The 15710-nt window shown below is 69.7% G+C and carries 16 protein-coding genes; 14 read left to right on the forward strand and 2 right to left on the reverse strand.

All coding sequences use genetic code 11. The annotated features are described in order from the left end of the window. Positions 1–71: 71 nt before the first annotated feature. Positions 72–1604: a PstS family phosphate ABC transporter substrate-binding protein gene (locus AC069I_RS09105; RefSeq protein ID WP_478265111.1), complete on the forward strand. Its 1533-nt coding sequence runs from the start codon at positions 72–74 to the stop codon at positions 1602–1604. A 78-nt stretch (positions 1605–1682) separates the two neighbouring features. Here AC069I_RS09105 and AC069I_RS09110 read toward each other — a convergent pair whose 3' ends face one another. Next, positions 1683–2147 carry a GreA/GreB family elongation factor gene (locus tag AC069I_RS09110; RefSeq protein ID WP_478265112.1) on the reverse strand — a complete coding sequence of 155 codons (465 nt, stop codon included), beginning with the start codon at positions 2145–2147 and terminating at the stop codon, positions 1683–1685. Between the two features lie 123 nt (positions 2148–2270). Here AC069I_RS09110 and AC069I_RS09115 point away from each other — a divergent pair, with 123 nt between their 5' ends. From AC069I_RS09115 to AC069I_RS09140, 6 genes are all read left to right on the forward strand, one after another. Continuing rightward, on the forward strand, positions 2271–2858 hold the full coding sequence (locus AC069I_RS09115) for a TetR/AcrR family transcriptional regulator (protein WP_034310021.1): 588 nt from the start codon (positions 2271–2273) through the stop codon (positions 2856–2858). Positions 2859–2974: 116 nt separating this feature from the next. Continuing rightward, a complete protein-coding gene (locus AC069I_RS09120) occupies positions 2975–4201 on the forward strand; it encodes a M14 family metallopeptidase (protein ID WP_478224470.1) in 1227 nt (408 codons plus the stop codon). Between the two features lie 137 nt (positions 4202–4338). Next, positions 4339–4860, forward strand: a complete 522-nt coding sequence (locus AC069I_RS09125) for a gamma carbonic anhydrase family protein (RefSeq protein ID WP_478224412.1) — start codon at positions 4339–4341, stop codon at positions 4858–4860. A 34-nt stretch (positions 4861–4894) separates the two neighbouring features. Beyond that, a complete protein-coding gene (locus tag AC069I_RS09130) occupies positions 4895–5326 on the forward strand; it encodes an uL11 family ribosomal protein (protein ID WP_478224413.1) in 432 nt (143 codons plus the stop codon). Next, positions 5323–5742 (forward strand): CGNR zinc finger domain-containing protein, encoded by a 420-nt coding sequence (locus AC069I_RS09135; RefSeq protein WP_478224414.1) that lies wholly within the window; start codon positions 5323–5325, stop codon positions 5740–5742. The genes AC069I_RS09130 and AC069I_RS09135 overlap by 4 nt, the downstream gene beginning before the upstream one ends. 111 nt (positions 5743–5853) lie before the next feature. Beyond that, positions 5854–7122, forward strand: a complete 1269-nt coding sequence (locus AC069I_RS09140; RefSeq protein ID WP_478224415.1) for a serine hydroxymethyltransferase — start codon at positions 5854–5856, stop codon at positions 7120–7122. Between the two features lie 103 nt (positions 7123–7225). Here the strand turns inward: AC069I_RS09140 and AC069I_RS09145 are convergent, their stop codons facing one another. Then, entirely contained in the window at positions 7226–7744 is a 519-nt protein-coding gene (locus tag AC069I_RS09145; protein WP_016337787.1) for an inorganic diphosphatase, read from the reverse strand. A gap of 167 nt (positions 7745–7911) precedes the next feature. Here AC069I_RS09145 and dacB point away from each other — a divergent pair, with 167 nt between their 5' ends. From dacB to AC069I_RS09180, 7 genes are all read left to right on the forward strand, one after another. Further along, positions 7912–9918 (forward strand): D-alanyl-D-alanine carboxypeptidase/D-alanyl-D-alanine endopeptidase, encoded by a 2007-nt coding sequence (gene dacB, locus AC069I_RS09150; protein ID WP_478224416.1) that lies wholly within the window; start codon positions 7912–7914, stop codon positions 9916–9918. Positions 9919–10018: 100 nt separating this feature from the next. After that, positions 10019–11047, forward strand: a complete 1029-nt coding sequence (locus AC069I_RS09155; protein ID WP_478224471.1) for a zinc-dependent metalloprotease — start codon at positions 10019–10021, stop codon at positions 11045–11047. Next, positions 11044–12027: a tRNA lysidine(34) synthetase TilS gene (gene tilS / locus AC069I_RS09160; protein WP_478224417.1), complete on the forward strand. Its 984-nt coding sequence runs from the start codon at positions 11044–11046 to the stop codon at positions 12025–12027. The genes AC069I_RS09155 and tilS overlap by 4 nt, the downstream gene beginning before the upstream one ends. Positions 12028–12040: 13 nt before the next feature. Then, entirely contained in the window at positions 12041–12604 is a 564-nt protein-coding gene (gene hpt, locus AC069I_RS09165; protein WP_034310045.1) for a hypoxanthine phosphoribosyltransferase, read from the forward strand. A gap of 144 nt (positions 12605–12748) precedes the next feature. Then, positions 12749–13111, forward strand: a complete 363-nt coding sequence (locus AC069I_RS09170) for a hypothetical protein (RefSeq protein ID WP_125683481.1) — start codon at positions 12749–12751, stop codon at positions 13109–13111. Positions 13112–13128: 17 nt separating this feature from the next. Then, entirely contained in the window at positions 13129–14487 is a 1359-nt protein-coding gene (locus AC069I_RS09175; RefSeq protein ID WP_478224418.1) for a WXG100 family type VII secretion target, read from the forward strand. A gap of 195 nt (positions 14488–14682) precedes the next feature. After that, positions 14683–15477 (forward strand): ESX secretion-associated protein EspG, encoded by a 795-nt coding sequence (locus AC069I_RS09180; protein ID WP_340685352.1) that lies wholly within the window; start codon positions 14683–14685, stop codon positions 15475–15477. Positions 15478–15710 lie beyond the last annotated feature (233 nt).

Raw genomic sequence — 15710 nt, forward strand, 5'->3', positions numbered from 1 at the left:
CACTGGCTGAAGTACGCCGTCCCGCGCCGTGATGAGCCATAGGTTCGACACCCCGAACCTGGAGGCTGGTCTTGGAAGGCTTTCCCTGGGACGTCCTGCTCGCGGTGGTCGGGATCGCCGTCCCGGCCGTCGCGTTCCTGTGGGAGTTCGTGCTCGTCGGCCGCAAACGGCTCGGCTACCGCGTGCAGATGGACACCCCGACGGCGTCCGGGCGCGGGTTCGCGCCGACGGCCGACGCGCTGGCGCAGCTCCAGCACGAGAACGGCGAGCGGCTCGTCGACCCGTCGTTCGTGCTGCTGCGCATCGAGAACAACGGCACCACCGACATCGACACCGACGACTACGCGGTCAACGAGAACGACCGCGTCGGCATCCGCGTGAAATTCCCCGGCCGCACCGTGGCCGGGATGGTGGTGACCGAACTCAGTTCGCCGCATCTGCACGAGTGTTTCGGTGACGACTCCGGTTTCGGCGCGCGCGACGAGAATCCCGAGCAACCCGCCGGGGTGATCGACCTGCCGAGGGTGCCGCTGAACCGAGGCGCGCACTACAAGATCCTCGCCGTGCTCGACCGCGTCCCCAACGGCTCGCCCGACGCCTTCGACGATCCTCAGGTCGTCGGCGAGATCAAGGGCGGCAGCCTCCGGGAGACCAAGAGCCGCACCGGGCCGACGGGCTCGGTGATGGCGCTGGTCCTGTTCCTCGTGGTGATCAGCATCTTCCAGCTGACCCGTTCGCTGTTCTTCGACGAGAAGCCGCCGCCGCTGGACTGCGCGTCCGGGAAGCTCACGATCACCGGGTCGACGGCCTTCGCGCCGGTGCTGAAGGAAGCGACGGCTTCGTACACGAAGACGTGCCCGGGCGCGTCGTTCGTCTTCGACAGCCGGGGGAGCGCCGAAGGGCTGGGCAGCCTGAACCAGGCGGCGAACGACGGCACGCTGGCGTTTTCCGACGGTGCCAAGGGCGAGGGCTATCCGCAGCTGCTTCCGCGTCCGGTCGCGTTCTCGCTGTTCACGCTTGTGGTCAACAAGGAAGCCGGGGTCCAGGACCTTTCGCTCGCGCAGATCCGCGACGTCTACGACGGCAAGATCGCGAACTGGCGGGAGATCGGCGGCAAGGACCAGCCGGTCCGGCTCGTCGACCGGCATTCCGACTCCGGCACGCGGCGGACGTTCGAGGCCCAGATCCTGGCGGGCAAGCGGGAACCCGGCGACAACTCCGACGACTGCCTCAAACCGGCGCCGGGCGCCCAGCCGGGAGTGGTGCGGTGCGCGAAGCCGTCCACGAACGACGTCCTCGACGCGGTTTCGCGGGTGCCGGGCGCGCTGGGCTACAGCGAACTGGGCGCGGCCACGAAACGCGAGGACGTGCTGAAGGTGCGGATCGACGGCCACCAGGCGACCCTGGAGGGCGCGATCCACGCGGCGTACCCGTTCTGGGAGACCGAGTACGCGTACACGTTCGGAGAGCCGAAGGCCGATTCGCTGGTCGCGAGCTTCCTGCGGTACCTGACGAATCAGGTCGGCAAGGACATCGTCCGGTCGCACGGGCACCGGCCGTGCGCGGAACTGGCGAACCCGGTGCTGTGCCGTCCGGGTGCGTGAAGGCGATGGGCCGGGTTGGTCGTGAGTGGCGATTCGGGTTAGAACCCGAATCGCCACTCACGACCCCCTGGACCGAGGTCAGGCGGGCGGCTTCAGCGTGACGATGGTGGCACTGGTCTCGCCACGCGGCGTCCGGTACGTGATCTCGTCGCCCTCCTTGGCGCCGACGAGCGCCAGGCCGAGCGGGCTGTCCGACGTGACCGTGGAGGCGTCGGCGTCCTCGCCGGGGATCGTGACGATGTGGAGCTCGTCTTCGTCGCCGTCGGCGAACCTGAGGGTGACGGTGGTGCCGTCGGGCAGCAGACCCTTGCTGTTCCGGCCGCCGTGCTCCAGTTTCGCCGCGACGTCGGCGATGCGCCGGTCGAGGTAGGCGGCGGCCTCCGCGCGGTCCAGCACCTCCGCCTGATCGGCGGCGTCGCCGGTTCGTTCCTGCTCACCGACGAGCGGCGCCATCGCGTCGCGCTGCGCACGCAGATCGGCGAGTTCCTTCTCCAGCTGCCGTCGCGCGGCCGGGCTGAACCCGTTGTCCCCTGAGGTCACCATGCCGCGCATTGTCCGCTACGGATCGGCGGCTAGCCACCTAGATTTTTCACCCGCTGTGATCGGCCGGGACGGTTGCCCTAAGCTTCAGGGCTCCTGTCCTGACTACTTGGTGTAAGGAACTTCGTGACCGCCGTTCCCGGCCGCAGCGCGCGGCTCTCCCCCAATCAGCTGCAGAAACAGGAGCAGATCGTCGAAGCGGCGCGTGTCGTGCTCGCCAGGGACGGGCTCGCGGGCTGCACCGTCCGCGCGATCGCGGACGCCGGACCGCTCACGAAGAGTGCGATTCATTACTACTTCGCGGATATCGACGTCCTGATCGACCGCGCGATGGCGGCGCACATCACAACGTTCATCGCCGATTTGCGCAAAATTTCGGCGAAGCACGATCACCCGTCCGAGCGGCTCTTCGCCGCGCTCGAGGCCTTCCTCGGCGAGTTCTCCGGCCGCCCGAACGCGGCCTTCCTCTGGTTCGAATACTGGATCGCCGCGGGCCGGGCGCAGCATCCTCAGGCCATCGACGTGATGCTGACGTCGATCACCGAACTGCTCGCGGAGCTGCTCGCCCCGCTCGACGTCGAAGACCCGCGGGCACGGGCGCGGGCACTGCTGTCCTACCTGCTCGGCGCGATCGTCCAGCAGCGCGTCCGGCGGCGGCCGTTCGCCGCACTGCGTGGCGACATCGAAGCTCTCTGTTTCGCGAACTACGGGTAGAAATACGCATTAGATCCGTACCGTTACGGATTGTTCTCCTCTTCCCGCTCCGGCCATGGTGAGGTTCCCCTTCCCTGCCTGAGAGCTAGGAGACGACGATGCGCATAAGACGGTGCATGGCCGTGGCGATCGCGGCCGTCGCGGCGTTCACCATCCCGGTCGCCGCGAGTCCGGCGACCGCGGACCAGCAGGCCGAGGACGCGCAGGTGCAGATCTACGAGGTCTTCGGCACCGGGACTTCGCAGCAGCGCACCCAGATCTCCCGGCTCGGTGTCGACGTCCTCGGCTCCGCGGGCGGCACGACCACCTTCATCGGCGAGGCGTCCGACGCGGCGAAGGTCCGCGCGCTCGGTTTCAAGGTCGAGCAGCGCGGTGTCGTCGACCGCTCGGAGAAGGTCGGCACGAACGCGATCAACGACTTCCCGCCGTACGACTCCGGCTACCACAACTACGCCGAGGTCACGACGGAACTGCGCAACGCGCAGGCCAATTTCGGTTCGATCGCGCGGCTGAGCAGCGTCGGCAACTCGTACCAGGGCCGCGCGCTGAACATGCTCAAGATCAGCGACAACGTCGCCACGGACGAGAACGAGCCCGAAGTCCTCTTCACCTGCAACCAGCACGCCCGCGAGCACCTCACCACCGAGATGTGCCTGCGGATCGTGAACCGGTTCACCCAGGGCTACGCCTCCGACCCGGCGATCAAACGGTTCGTCGACAGCGTCGAGATCTACGTGATCCCGAACGTCAACCCGGACGGCTCGGAGTACGACATCTCCGGCGGCAGTTACAAGTACTGGCGCAAGAACCGGCAGGGCAACGGCACCGACCCCAACCGCAACTGGGCCTACAACTGGGGCTGCTGCGGCGGTTCGTCGGGCTCGACGACCAGCGAGACCTACCGCGGCCCCTCGGCGTTCTCCGCGCCCGAGACCCGCGCGGTGTCCAACTTCGTGAACTCGCGCAAGATCGGCGGCGTCCAGCAGATCAAGGCGAGCATCGACTTCCACACCTATTCGGAGCTCGTGCTGTGGCCGTTCGGCTTCACCTACAACGACACCGCCCCCGGCATGACCGCCGCGGAGGCGCAGCGGTTCCAGACGGTGGGCCGTCAGCTGGCGGCGACGAACGGCTACACGCCGCAGCAGTCGAGCGACCTGTACATCACGGACGGGACGATCGACGACTGGATGTGGGGCACCCACAAGATCCTGAGCTTCACCTTCGAGATGTACCCGCGGGGATCGAACCCCGGTTTCTACCCGCCCGACGAGGTGATCGTCCGCGAAACCACCCGTAACGACAAGGCCGTGGACCTCCTCCTCAACACCGCCATCGGCTGAGCGACGTTCCGTGAAGGCCTCCTTCCCTACTCCATCCATGCCCCCGCCGCCGCCCTCAACGGACGCGCTGCGCGCGCAGCCTGGATTCGAGGTAGGGAAGGAGGCCTTCACGGACTTTCGCGCATAGGGTGCGGGGCATGCCGATGTTCGAATTCGAGGGACACCGTCCCCAGGTGGATCCCGAAGCGTGGATCGCCCCCACCGCCACCCTGATCGGCGACGTCGTCGTCGAGAAGGGCGCCTCCGTCTGGTACGGCGCCGTGCTGCGCGCCGACTTCGGGAGGATCCTCATCCGCGAGGGCGCCAACATCCAGGACAACTCGGTCATCCACGTCAACGGCGGCGTGACCGAGGTCGGCAGGAACGTCACCGTCGGGCACCAGTGCCTCGTGCACGACTGCACGATCGGTGAGCAGGCGTTGATCGGGAACGGCTCGACGGTGCTCGACAAGGCCCAGATCGGCGCGAAGGCGCTGGTCGCGGCCGGTGCCACGGTGACGCCCGGAATGGTCATCCCGCCGGAGACGGTCGCCATGGGCAGCCCGGCGAAGAAGCACGTCCCGCTCGACGGCACCGCTCGCGGCTGGGTCGAGCACAACGCGGCGATCTACCAGGAGCTGGCGCGCCGTCACGCGGAAAGCGTCAAGCCGATCGATTGACTCTCCAGCAACTGGAGACCATAGCTTCGGGTGCATGGCACCGAAGTCGAAGAAGAAAACGCACCAGGCGACGCTCGAGTTGACCGCCGGCAACGCGCCGGTGGTCGACCTCGGGAAGACGCTCGGGCAGACCGGCGTGAACCTCGTCGAGGTCAAGAAGGCCTACGACGCGGCGACCGCCACGCAGCGCGGCGACATCGTCCCGGTGGTCGTGTCGGTGTTCGAGGACCGCTCCTTCGAGCTCCGGCTGAAGACCCCGCCGACGTCGTTCCTCATCAAGAAAGCCTTGGGTGGCAAGGGAGCCGGCCGGCCGGGGCATGAGGTCGCCGGGAAGCTGAGCCAGGAACAGTTGCGCGGCATCGCGGAGCGGAAACTGCCGGACCTCAACACCGGCGACCTCGGCGCGGCCATGCGCACGGTCGCGGGCACGGCCCGCTCGATGGGTGTCGCGATCGAAGAACCGTGACGCGCAAGCACGTGATCGTCCCGCCTTTCCGCGACCTCGACCCGGCGCTCGAGGTCGCGGAAAGGCTGCTGGCACAAGGAAATCCGTGGCTCGCCGGAGTCGTGTCGGCGCTGCCCGACGAGCACGCCGCCGCCGACCGGCTCAACCGGGTCCTCGCCGGGAACGGTGCCGCGCCCCGGCTGGTCGAGGCCGGGAACGGCTGGCGCCTGGTGCAGGTGGCGTCGTGGCCGGGCTGCGGGGACCTGGTCACGGGCGCCTCCGGGCTGGCGGAACTCGTCGTGTTCGGCGGCTGGCGGCGGATCAAACGCTGCGCCGTCTGCGCACAGACGTTCTGTGATCGCACGGCCGGATGTAGCCGCCGATGGTGCGCCGCGCATCGTCCGCACGCCGAGCCGGGCACGAGCGGAGTGCTCTAGTCTGGTCCGCACCAGCGACTGGCGCCATTTGAGGTGGAGCACCACCGGGAAGCGACGACAAGGCCGGTACCGCGCGCCTGGGTCCGGCCGTCTCTGGCAGGAGTACGTCCGATGACACACCAGCCCGAACTTTCCGCGCTCGCCGCCGCCGACCCGCAGATCGCGGGGCTCGTGGAGGACGAGGCGAAACGCCAGCACGACAAGATCCGACTGATCGCGTCCGAGAACTACGTCTCCCAGGCCGTACTGGAGGCGACGGGCACCGTCCTCACCAACAAGTACTCCGAGGGCTACGCCGGCAAGCGGTACTACGAGGGCCAGCAGCTCATCGACCAGGTCGAGAACCTCGCCATCGAGCGCGCGAAGGCGGTCTTCGGTGTCGACCACGCGAACGTGCAGCCATACTCCGGTTCCCCGGCGAACCTCGCGGTGTACCTCGCGTTCGCGCAGCCGGGTGACACCGTGCTCGGCATGGCGCTGCCGGACGGCGGCCACCTCACGCACGGCTGGAGCGTGTCCGCGACCGGCAAGTGGTTCACCCCGGTCCGCTACGGCGTCCGCAAGGAGACCGGTCGCGTCGACCTCGACCAGGTCCGCGAACTCGCGCTGAAGCACCGGCCGAAGCTGATCTTCGCGGGCGGCACCGCGATCCCGCGCACCATCGACTTCCCGGCGTTCGCGGAGATCGCCCGCGAGGTCGACGCCGTCCTGGTCGCCGACATCGCGCATATCGCCGGGCTGGTCGCCGGCGGCGCGCACCCATCTCCCGTCGGGCACGCGCAGGTCATCACCACGACCACGCACAAGACGCTGCGTGGTCCGCGCGGCGCGATGATCCTTTCCGACGCCGACCACGCGAAGGCCGTCGACAAGGCGGTGTTCCCCGGGCTGCAGGGCGGCCCGCACAACCACACGACCGCCGCGATCGCCGTCGCGCTGGGCGAGGCGCAGAAGCCGGAGTTCGCCCAGTACGCGCACACGATCGTCGCGAACGCGCGTGCGCTGGCGGAGGCGCTGGTGGAGCGCGGCTACGACCTCGTGTCCGGTGGCACCGACAACCACCTGCTGCTGATCGACCTGACGAACAAGAACGTGCCGGGCAAGCCCGCCGCGCAGGCGCTGGACCGGGCCGGTATCGAACTGAACTACAACACCGTGCCGTTCGACCCGCGCAAGCCGTTCGACCCGTCCGGCATCCGGCTCGGCACCTCCGCGATCACCACCCGCGGGCTCAAGCCGGAGCACCAGACGCGGGTCGCGGAGTGGATCGACCGCACGATCACCGCGGCGGCGGGCGAGGAACAGTCCGCTTTGGACACCATCGCCGCCGAGATCCGCGAGTTCCTGGCGCCGTTCCCGATCCCGGGCTACTCGGCTTAAGCAGGTAGCGCGTGGGATGACACGGTCGGCCACGACCCGGTAGAGCGCGAAGGGGGCCCTTCACCGCACGTGATGCGGTGAAGGGCCCCCTTCGGCACTGCGACTAGTGCGCCGCCGGACCGTCGATGGCCTCCTTGGCCAGCCGGTCGGTCTCGCGGTCGAGCGAACGCTTGATCTCGGCCTCGGCCTCGGAGCGCCCGACCCAGGTCGAACCCTCGACGCTCTTGCCCGGCTCCAGGTCCTTGTACACCTCGAAGAAGTGCTGGATCTCGAGCTTGTGGAACTCGTTCAGGTGGTGGATGTCGCGCAGGTGCTCCAGCCGCGGGTCGTTCGTCGGCACCGCGAGGACCTTGTCGTCCGGGCCCTTCTCGTCGGTCATCCGGAACATGCCGATCGCGCGGCAGCGGATCAGGCAGCCGGGGAAGGTCGGCTCCTGGACGAGCACCAGCACGTCGAGCGGGTCGCCGTCCTGGCCGAGGGTGTCGTCGATGAACCCGTAGTCGGCGGGGTACTGGGTGGCGGTGAACAGCGTCCGGTCGAGTTTGATCCGACCGGTCTTGTGGTCCACCTCGTACTTGTTGCGCTCCCCCTTGGGGATTTCGATAGTGACGTCGAATTCCACGCCGGCCTCGCTGCTCTCGTCTTTGGTACGCCCCGCCGTCGCGGACGGCTCACCGAAATCATCGTCTTGTCTTCACTAGTGTGGACCACGGGGGCTCGGGCGGTCGCATCGATGTGGTCGTATGTGAGCTTGGCCCCTTCCCCGGACGGTGGATGAAGGAGCGTTGAGTGCCGGAAAACGATGCCCCGAGGTGGCCGTCGGACGACAAGGACACCTCATCCGCCGAGCCCAAGAGCACCAAGGGGGAGGGCGAGGCCACCATCTGGCTGCCCATGACGGGGATGGCGAACGGCAAGACCGAAGAGCTGTCAGTGCCGAAGGTCACACCCGAAAGTGGCTCCTGGTTCGAGCCGGTCGTCGAGGTGGAGGAGGAACCGGAGGTTCCGGAGACCCCGACGCCGAAGTGGTCCGCCTTCGAACCGGTGACGCCGGTCGAGCCTGAACAGCGCGAAGAGCCGAAGACGCTTTTCGTCCAGCCCGTCCAGCCGCGGCAGACCGACGAGCCGGACTGGGACCAGTTCGACAGGGTCGCCGAATCCCCGAGACCCGAGCCGAGGCAGGAGCCCCCGCGTCAGGAGCCGCCCCGCCGTCCCGAGCAGAGCCGGGTCGAGCCGCCGCCTCCCGCGCAGGTCCCGTCCGCGACCATGCACGCGCGCCCGGTCCGCATCGAGCCCGCCGAAGAGCGCGTCGACTCCGAAGCGACCGTCGGGATCCAGCGGCCCGAGCCGCCGTCCCAGGAACCCCCTGCAACCGAGGCCGCGCCCGCGCCGAAGCCGAAGCGCAAGCGCAAAGCCCTGCTGATCACGACCCTTGTCGTCGTCCTGCTGCTCGCCGGGATGGGTGGCGCCGCCGCGATGCCGAAGGTGTCGAACCGCCTCGGCCTGCCCTGGGCGCCGAACGCGCCGAAGGGCGAGATCCCCAAACCCGCGGGTATCACCCGGGTCCTGCACGGGCCGGACATCAACGGCGCCGGGCCGACGAAGGAAGGTCTCGCGGCCGCGCTGGCGGGCCCCGCCGGTTCCCCGGACCTGGGCACGCTCACCGGCACCGTCGTGGACGCGGCGTCCGGCGAAGTCTTGTGGGACAAGAACTCCGGCACCCCGCTGACCCCGGCGTCGACCACGAAGATCCTCGTCGTCGCGGCCGCTCTGCTGTCGATGGACCACGGGACGCAGTTCTCGACGAAGATCGTCCAGGGCGCCGAGCCGGGCACGGTCGTCCTCGTCGCGGGCGGCGACCCGTCGCTGACCTCGCTGCCGCTGGGCACGGACTCGCCGCTGTACCCGGGCGCGGCCCACGTCGACGACCTCGTCGCCCAGGTCAAGAAGGCCGCGGGCGGCAAGATCTCCAAGGTCCAGCTGGACATCAGCCTGTTCAAGGGGCCGACGTCCGCGAAGGGCTGGGACCCGGAGGACACCGCCGCCGGGAACACCTACATGGCGCCGGTCCTCCCCGTGATGGCCGACGGCGGCCGCGCCGACCCGAAGAACGACCACGCGCCCCGCGTCGCGAACCCGGCTGCCGCGCTGACCCAGAAGATCGCGGGCAAGCTCGAAGCCCAAACCGGCGGTACGACGACGGCACCGAAGGACGCGAAGGTGCTCGGCGAGGTCAAGTCGCAGCCGCTCGCGGAGTTCGCCAACTCGCTGATGCAGCTTTCGGACAACCTGATGGCCGATGTCCTCGCCCGCCAGCTCGCGATCTCGAAGGGCGCCGAGGCGTCGTTCACCGGCGGCGCGACCGCGACGATGGACGTGCTCAAGCAGGCCGGGTTCGACCTCACCGGCGTCCAGATCAACGACGGCAGCGGACTGTCCGACCTGAACAAGATCCCGGCCAAGGTGCTCAGCGAGATCCTCGCGGTCGCGGCGGCACCGGACGGCAAGGATCCGAGGACGGCCAAACTGCGGCCCCTGCTGGCCGGCCTCCCCGTGGCGGGTGGCAGCGGGACGCTGGAGAAGCGCTACGGCGATCCGGCGTCGGCCGCGGGCCGCGGCTGGGTGCGCGGCAAGACCGGCACGCTGTCCGGGGTGAACACCCTGGCGGGCGTGGTGCTGGACACCGACGGCCGGATGCTGGTGTTCGCGCTGATGTCGTCCGGTTCGGACCAGAACAAGGGCAGGGCGGCGCTCGACGTCGTCGCGGCGACGCTGCACAAGTGCGGCTGCCGGTGAGTGACCGGAATCGGAGCGTGAGGAAGTCGGGACGGAATCCGGTCTTCCAGCGGGTAGCGTCATAAGAGTGACTGAGGAAACGCCGACCAAGACACGTTCGATGGTCGACTGGTCCCTGGCCGCCTCGACGGGTGCCCTCCTGGTGCGCGGCGGCCCGGTGGTCGACCGCGAAGAGGCCGAAGAGGCCGTCGCCGATCTCCGTGACCTGACCGGCGAGGCGGAGAGGCATGTCCGTGAGCTGACCGGTCTCGGCCTCGACCTGCCGCTGCTGCCCGCCGAAGTCGTCGACAGGCCCGGCTGGGTCCGTTCGGCCGCGGCCGGCCTCGACGCGCTCACCGGCCGTGCGCTGCCGGAGGCACAGGGCGGCCCGCTGGCGCCCGTGCTGGCCGGGGGCGCCGGTGTTCAGACCGGTCTGGTGCTCGCCTTCCTGGCTTCCCGCGTGCTCGGGCAGTACGACCCGTTCGGCGGGCCGGACCGCGCCGGGCAGCTGGTGCTCGTCGCGCCGAACGTGGTCGCGGCCCAGCGCGCGATGGACGTGCCGGGCCATGACTTCCGGCTGTGGGTCTGCCTGCACGAGTGCACCCACCGGTTGCAGTTCACCGCCGTCACCTGGCTGCGCGACTACTTCGCCGACGAGGTCGAGCGCCTGATCGGCGGGCTCGCCGGCCGGGACGCGGACGGCCTGAGCGATCTGGTCGGCCGCCTGCCGGACACCATCAAGCAGATCGGCAAGGGCAAGGCGGGCGGCGCCGGTCTCGCCGAACTCCTGCAGTCGCCGAGCGAACGAGCGGTGTTCGACCGGCTCCTCGCCCTGTCCACGCTGCTGGAGGGGCACGCCGACTTCGTGATGGACGCCGTCGGGCCGCAGGTCGTGCCGAGTGTCGAGCTGATCCGTTCGCGGTTCACCGCCCGGCGCAAGGGCGGCGGCCTGATCGACCGCGTGCTGCGCAGCCTCCTCGGCGTGGACGCCAAGCTGCGCCAGTACGAACAGGGCGCGAAGTTCACCAAGCACGTCGTCGACGCCGTCGGCATGGACGGCTTCAACGCGGTGTGGACGTCGCCGAACACGCTGCCGACCAGGGCCGAGATCAGCGATCCGGCGGCCTGGGTACGGCGCCTGCACGGGTGAGCGGACCGGATCCGGCGATCGCGGCCGTGCGGACGGCCGTGCGGGACTTCCTCGCGTCGATCGACAGCACAGTCGCCGTCGACGAGTTGTGCGTCGCGGTCTCCGGCGGCGCGGACTCCTTGGCGCTGGCCGAAGCGACCGCGTTCACCGGCGGCCGCGCGGGACTGAAGGTGCGGGCACTCGTCGTCGACCACGGCCTCCAGGAGGGTTCCGCCGAAACCGCCGTCCGCGCCGCGAACACGGCGCGGGAGCTGGGCGCCGACACGGCCGAAGTCCTGAAGGTGCGGGTCGAGGGCGCGGGCGGACCGGAGGCGGCGGCCCGCCGGGCCCGCTACGGCGCCTTGCGCTCGGCGCTGCCGGACGGACGCGGGGTCGTCCTGCTCGGCCACACCCTCGACGACCAGGCCGAAACCGTGCTGCTCGGCCTCGGCAGGGGCTCCGGGCCGCGTTCGCTGGCCGGGATGCGCCCGCACGACCCGCCGTGGGGACGGCCACTGCTCGGCGTCACCCGTGCCACCACCCGGCGGGCTTGCCAGGCGCTCGGCGTCGACCCGTGGCAGGACCCGCACAACGAAGACCCGCGGTTCACCCGTGTCCGGTTACGGACCGAAGTACTGCCCCTTCTGGAGGATGTGCTGTCCGGCGGTGTCGCGGCGTCGCTCGCCCGCACGGCGGCGCAACTGCGCGAAGACACGGAGGCGTTGGACACACTCGCGGGCGAGGTCCACCTGCGTGCCTTCACCGGCGAAGGGCTCGACGTCGCGGTGCTCGCCACCGAACCGCCCGCGCTGCGGCGACGCGTCCTCCGCAGGTGGCTGCTGGACTCCGGTGTCCGCGAACTCACCGACGCCCACCTGCGTTCGGTCGACGCTCTGGTGGGGAACTGGCGGGGTCAGGGCGGGGTCTGGCTACCCGGCGACTTGGTGGCCGCGCGGGCGCATGGCAGGCTCTCCCTCGAAGCACCCCAGTCCACCACCTAGAGGGGATCGTCCCGTGTACGAAGGCGAGATCGCCTCCGTGCTCGTCACCGAGCAGCAGATCAACGACAAGATCGCCGAGCTGGCGGCAAAGGTCGCGGCGGACTACCCGGCCGACGGCCCCGGCGCCGGGCAGGGAGACCTCCTGCTCGTCGGCGTGCTCAAGGGCGCGGTGATGTTCATGACCGACTTCGCCAGGGCGCTCCCCCTTCCCTGTCAGCTCGAGTTCATGGCGGTCTCCTCCTACGGCTCGGCGACGTCGTCGTCCGGCGTGGTGCGGATCCTCAAGGACCTCGATCGCGACATCGCCGGCCGCGACGTGCTCATCGTCGAGGACATCGTCGACTCCGGGCTGACCCTGTCCTGGCTCCTGAAGAACCTCGCGAGCCGGAACCCCGCGTCGCTCGAGGTCGTCTCGCTCCTGCGCAAGCCGGAGGCGGTCAAGGTCGACGTACCGGTCAAGTACATCGGGTTCGACATTCCCAACGAATTCGTAGTCGGATACGGCCTCGACTACGCGGAGCGTTACCGGGACCTGCCCTACATCGGCACCTTGGATCCGCACGTTTACACGTCCTGAGAACCGCTTGCCCGCGTGTGCGGAAATACGGAACCCTGAGCGGCGAGAACGCGTCATAGGCTGCGATCGAGTGCGTTAACCTATGCGAAGACCTTTGCCACGCAGCCGTCGTGGCCTGGCCCGGGGGAAACGGAGAGAGCTCAGATGGGGAACAGCTTGGCGGACGCGAACGCGTTCAAGAACGCCGCGGCCCAGGGTCAGGTCGGGATCGACCCTGACGCGGCCCAGACCGTCCTGAACAAGATCCGCACCGGCAAGGACGCCATCGAGGCCCTCCTCCAGCGGGCCGGCGACCTCGGGCAGGCGCCGAAGCTGGGCAACAACCCGGTCGGCAACGCGATCGCCGCGAAGGTGGCGAACCGTGCCGACGGCGGAGGCGACTCGTACGCGGCCGCGCTCCAGAACCTTTTCCAGCAGTACGAGGCCGCCGAGTCCGGCATCGTGACGGCGATGGCCCGCTACCACGAGATCGACCAGGCCGCGGCCGAGCCGTTCCGTAACGTCTGAGGGGGAGTCAGAAAGCCATGCCACCGAAGCACAGCGCCGACTCTTACGGCGAAAGCAGCAGCAGCACCACGCCGGTCCAGCTCGGCGACAACTCGCACGCCGAGAGCATCGTCTCCTCCGCGCGCGGCCGTTCCGACGGGTTCGACATCGGTGCCGACCGCGCCATCACCAACCCGCCGAACTGGGAGAGCGCGCCGAGCAGCCAGGACCTGTGGAACCAGGCCAACATCGGCAACGACCCCAGCACGGCGACCGCCATCAGCCAGTCGTGGGGCTCGCACGGCAGCAAGCTGAGCCAGGCGTCGAACGACCTCTACAACGCGATCTCCGAACTGGGCGCCGCCTGGATCGGGCAGGGCGCCGCGGCCGCGCAGGGTTCGCTGGTCGCCATCGCGAACTCGGGTTCGCAGGCCTCCGAGGCAGCGCACACGATGTCGGACAGGCTGCAGAAGCAGGCCGACGCCGCCACCAAGGTCAAGCTCATGCCGAAGCCGACCGACTACAGCCCCGAGAAGGCCATGGGCCAGGCGCTGGCGGCGGGCCCGATCGGCATGATCACCGACCAGAAGCCCCTCGCCGACCAGGACAAGGAAGTGCGGGCGGAGCAGGCCAGGTTCCTCGAGGCCTACACCAAGGAGATGAGCGAGGTCGACAGCTCGACCCCGAGCTTCGGCCCCGAATCCCTCGGCATGAAGCCGACCGCGACGCACAACAGCGCTTCGTTCAGCGGCGTCGGCAACATCGGCGGCGCAGGCCTCAACTCGGGCGCGGTCTCCGGCACCCCCGTCTTCGGCGGTACGCACGGTTATGGCGGCGCGCAGGGCAGCGTCGGGGCTCCCGTCCACGCCGGTCCGGACTCGGGCGTGTTCTCGCAGGCCGGGTACAGCCCTGCCGCCGGTGTCGCGCCGGGTGCGGGCGTCGCGTCCGGCGCCGGTGCCCCGATGACCCCGCACGCCCCGGCGAGCGGCGGCAACGGGCTCGGCCAGGCCCTCACCGCGGCCGCGCTCGGCGGTGGCCTCGGCTACGCGGGCGCCAAGGCGCTCGGCCAGGGCAACAAGTCCGGAGCCAAGGACACCGACAGCACCGACGCCGCCGCCACCGAGAAGGGCGGGCCCGCGCAGAGCGCCGCGTCCCAGGCCGTTCCGCAGCAGGGCATCGTGTCCTCCAGCGGCACCATCGGTGGCGCCACCCCGCCGCCGATGCACGGTATGGGCGGCGGCATGGGCATGGGCGCCCACGGCGCGCAGGCCGAGCAGGAAGAGGAGCACACGCACGCGTCGTTCCTCATCGAGCCGGACCCGGACGACGCCTTCGGCGCCAACGAGGCTACCCCGCCGCCGGTCATCGGCGCCTGGACCGAAGACGACGAACGCTAGAGCGGTTTTTTCACCGGGCGCGCGGCCGATCCGGCCGCGCGCCCGCTGACTTCGTGCGAGAGCCTGCCCCGGCCGAAGGCCCCGCCATCGCGGTGGCAGGACGCCCTGTCCGCAGTCGTGAGGCAGCTGACCAAGCAGTGTCCTGCCGACGCCGATCGCGGACGCGGGTTCACCAACAGACACTAGGGGCGGAAGATGGCGAACGGTGAACTGCTCACCCCGGTCGAGCTGGACTTCCTGTGGGAGGGCGCGAACGCCGGAGAGCTGCCGTACCCGCTGCGGCTCCGCTCGCACGGGGCGACCATGGACGAGCGCGGCGCCCTGCGGACGCAGACGCTCCAGTCGCTGAACCAGCGTCGTCTCGCCGACGAGCGCGGACGCCCCGAGCCGCATATCGAGGACTACTTCGGTGTCCTCGCGAGGCCGGACCTGAGCCTGGACTGCGTCCAGCTCAACAATCCCAACACCGAACCGCTGCTCGCGGTCGCGTCGCTGCTCGGCGGCCAAGGCCTGCTGACGGTGCAGGACCCGCGCGGTTTCCACTTCCACCCGATCGCCCCGGACGGCCTCGCGAGCGCGATCGTCTCCCTCCTGCCGCCGGGTTCACGCGGGACGGAGAAGTCGATCACCCTTCCGCTGGACGGGCTCGTCGGCGCTTCGGGCGCGGACTTCCTCCAGCGCCGCCAGCCGCAGGTCGACGGCTCGGCGACGTCCGACGAGGACCGCAAGGCCCTGTCGAGGCTTCAGGCGCAGCCGCGGCTTCGCGGTGGCCAGTTCGGCGCCAACGCGCGCAGCAAACACGGCACGCGGAGCCGGTCTTCGGTGCTGAGCTGGTTCGACACGCAGTCCGGCCGGTACTTCACCCAGGCCACCCGCGGTTCCGACGGCCGGGACTGGATCACCGTCGCGCCCGCGGACCCGGCGACGCTGCGGCAGCGGCTCACGGAGTTGCTGGGGAAGATCGCGGCCGAGGCCTCGCCCGCGCACTGAGCCGAGGGTGGGCAAGGGCCCCTGCACTGCTCTCCGATCGCCCCCCACCCCGTGCCGCGAAAGCCACAGTGAGACATCAGACGTCGCGAAAGAAGCTTTCGCGACACGCGTCCCGGCAAAGTCGTTGTGGCTGGCCGGTCCAGGTGGTCGTGGGTGGCGATTCGGGTTAGAGCCCGAATCGCCACCCCCTACCCCCCCAGACCCCCTACCTTTTCCGGGAACCGGTTTCTGAG

The organism is Amycolatopsis sp. NPDC043885 (assembly GCF_056435685.1).

Coding starts and splice junctions, on each gene's coding strand:
- AC069I_RS09120 (WP_478224470.1), top strand. CDS start 2,975: ATGGCCGTGGCGATCGCGGCCGTCGCGGCGTTCACCATCCCGGTCGCC.
- AC069I_RS09125 (WP_478224412.1), top strand. CDS start 4,339: ATGCCGATGTTCGAATTCGAGGGACACCGTCCCCAGGTGGATCCCGAA.
- AC069I_RS09180 (WP_340685352.1), top strand. CDS start 14,683: ATGGCGAACGGTGAACTGCTCACCCCGGTCGAGCTGGACTTCCTGTGG.
- AC069I_RS09110 (WP_478265112.1), bottom strand. CDS start 2,147: ATGGTGACCTCAGGGGACAACGGGTTCAGCCCGGCCGCGCGACGGCAG.
- AC069I_RS09155 (WP_478224471.1), top strand. CDS start 10,019: ATGGTCGACTGGTCCCTGGCCGCCTCGACGGGTGCCCTCCTGGTGCGC.
- AC069I_RS09130 (WP_478224413.1), top strand. CDS start 4,895: ATGGCACCGAAGTCGAAGAAGAAAACGCACCAGGCGACGCTCGAGTTG.
- AC069I_RS09140 (WP_478224415.1), top strand. CDS start 5,854: ATGACACACCAGCCCGAACTTTCCGCGCTCGCCGCCGCCGACCCGCAG.
- AC069I_RS09175 (WP_478224418.1), top strand. CDS start 13,129: ATGCCACCGAAGCACAGCGCCGACTCTTACGGCGAAAGCAGCAGCAGC.
- AC069I_RS09170 (WP_125683481.1), top strand. CDS start 12,749: ATGGGGAACAGCTTGGCGGACGCGAACGCGTTCAAGAACGCCGCGGCC.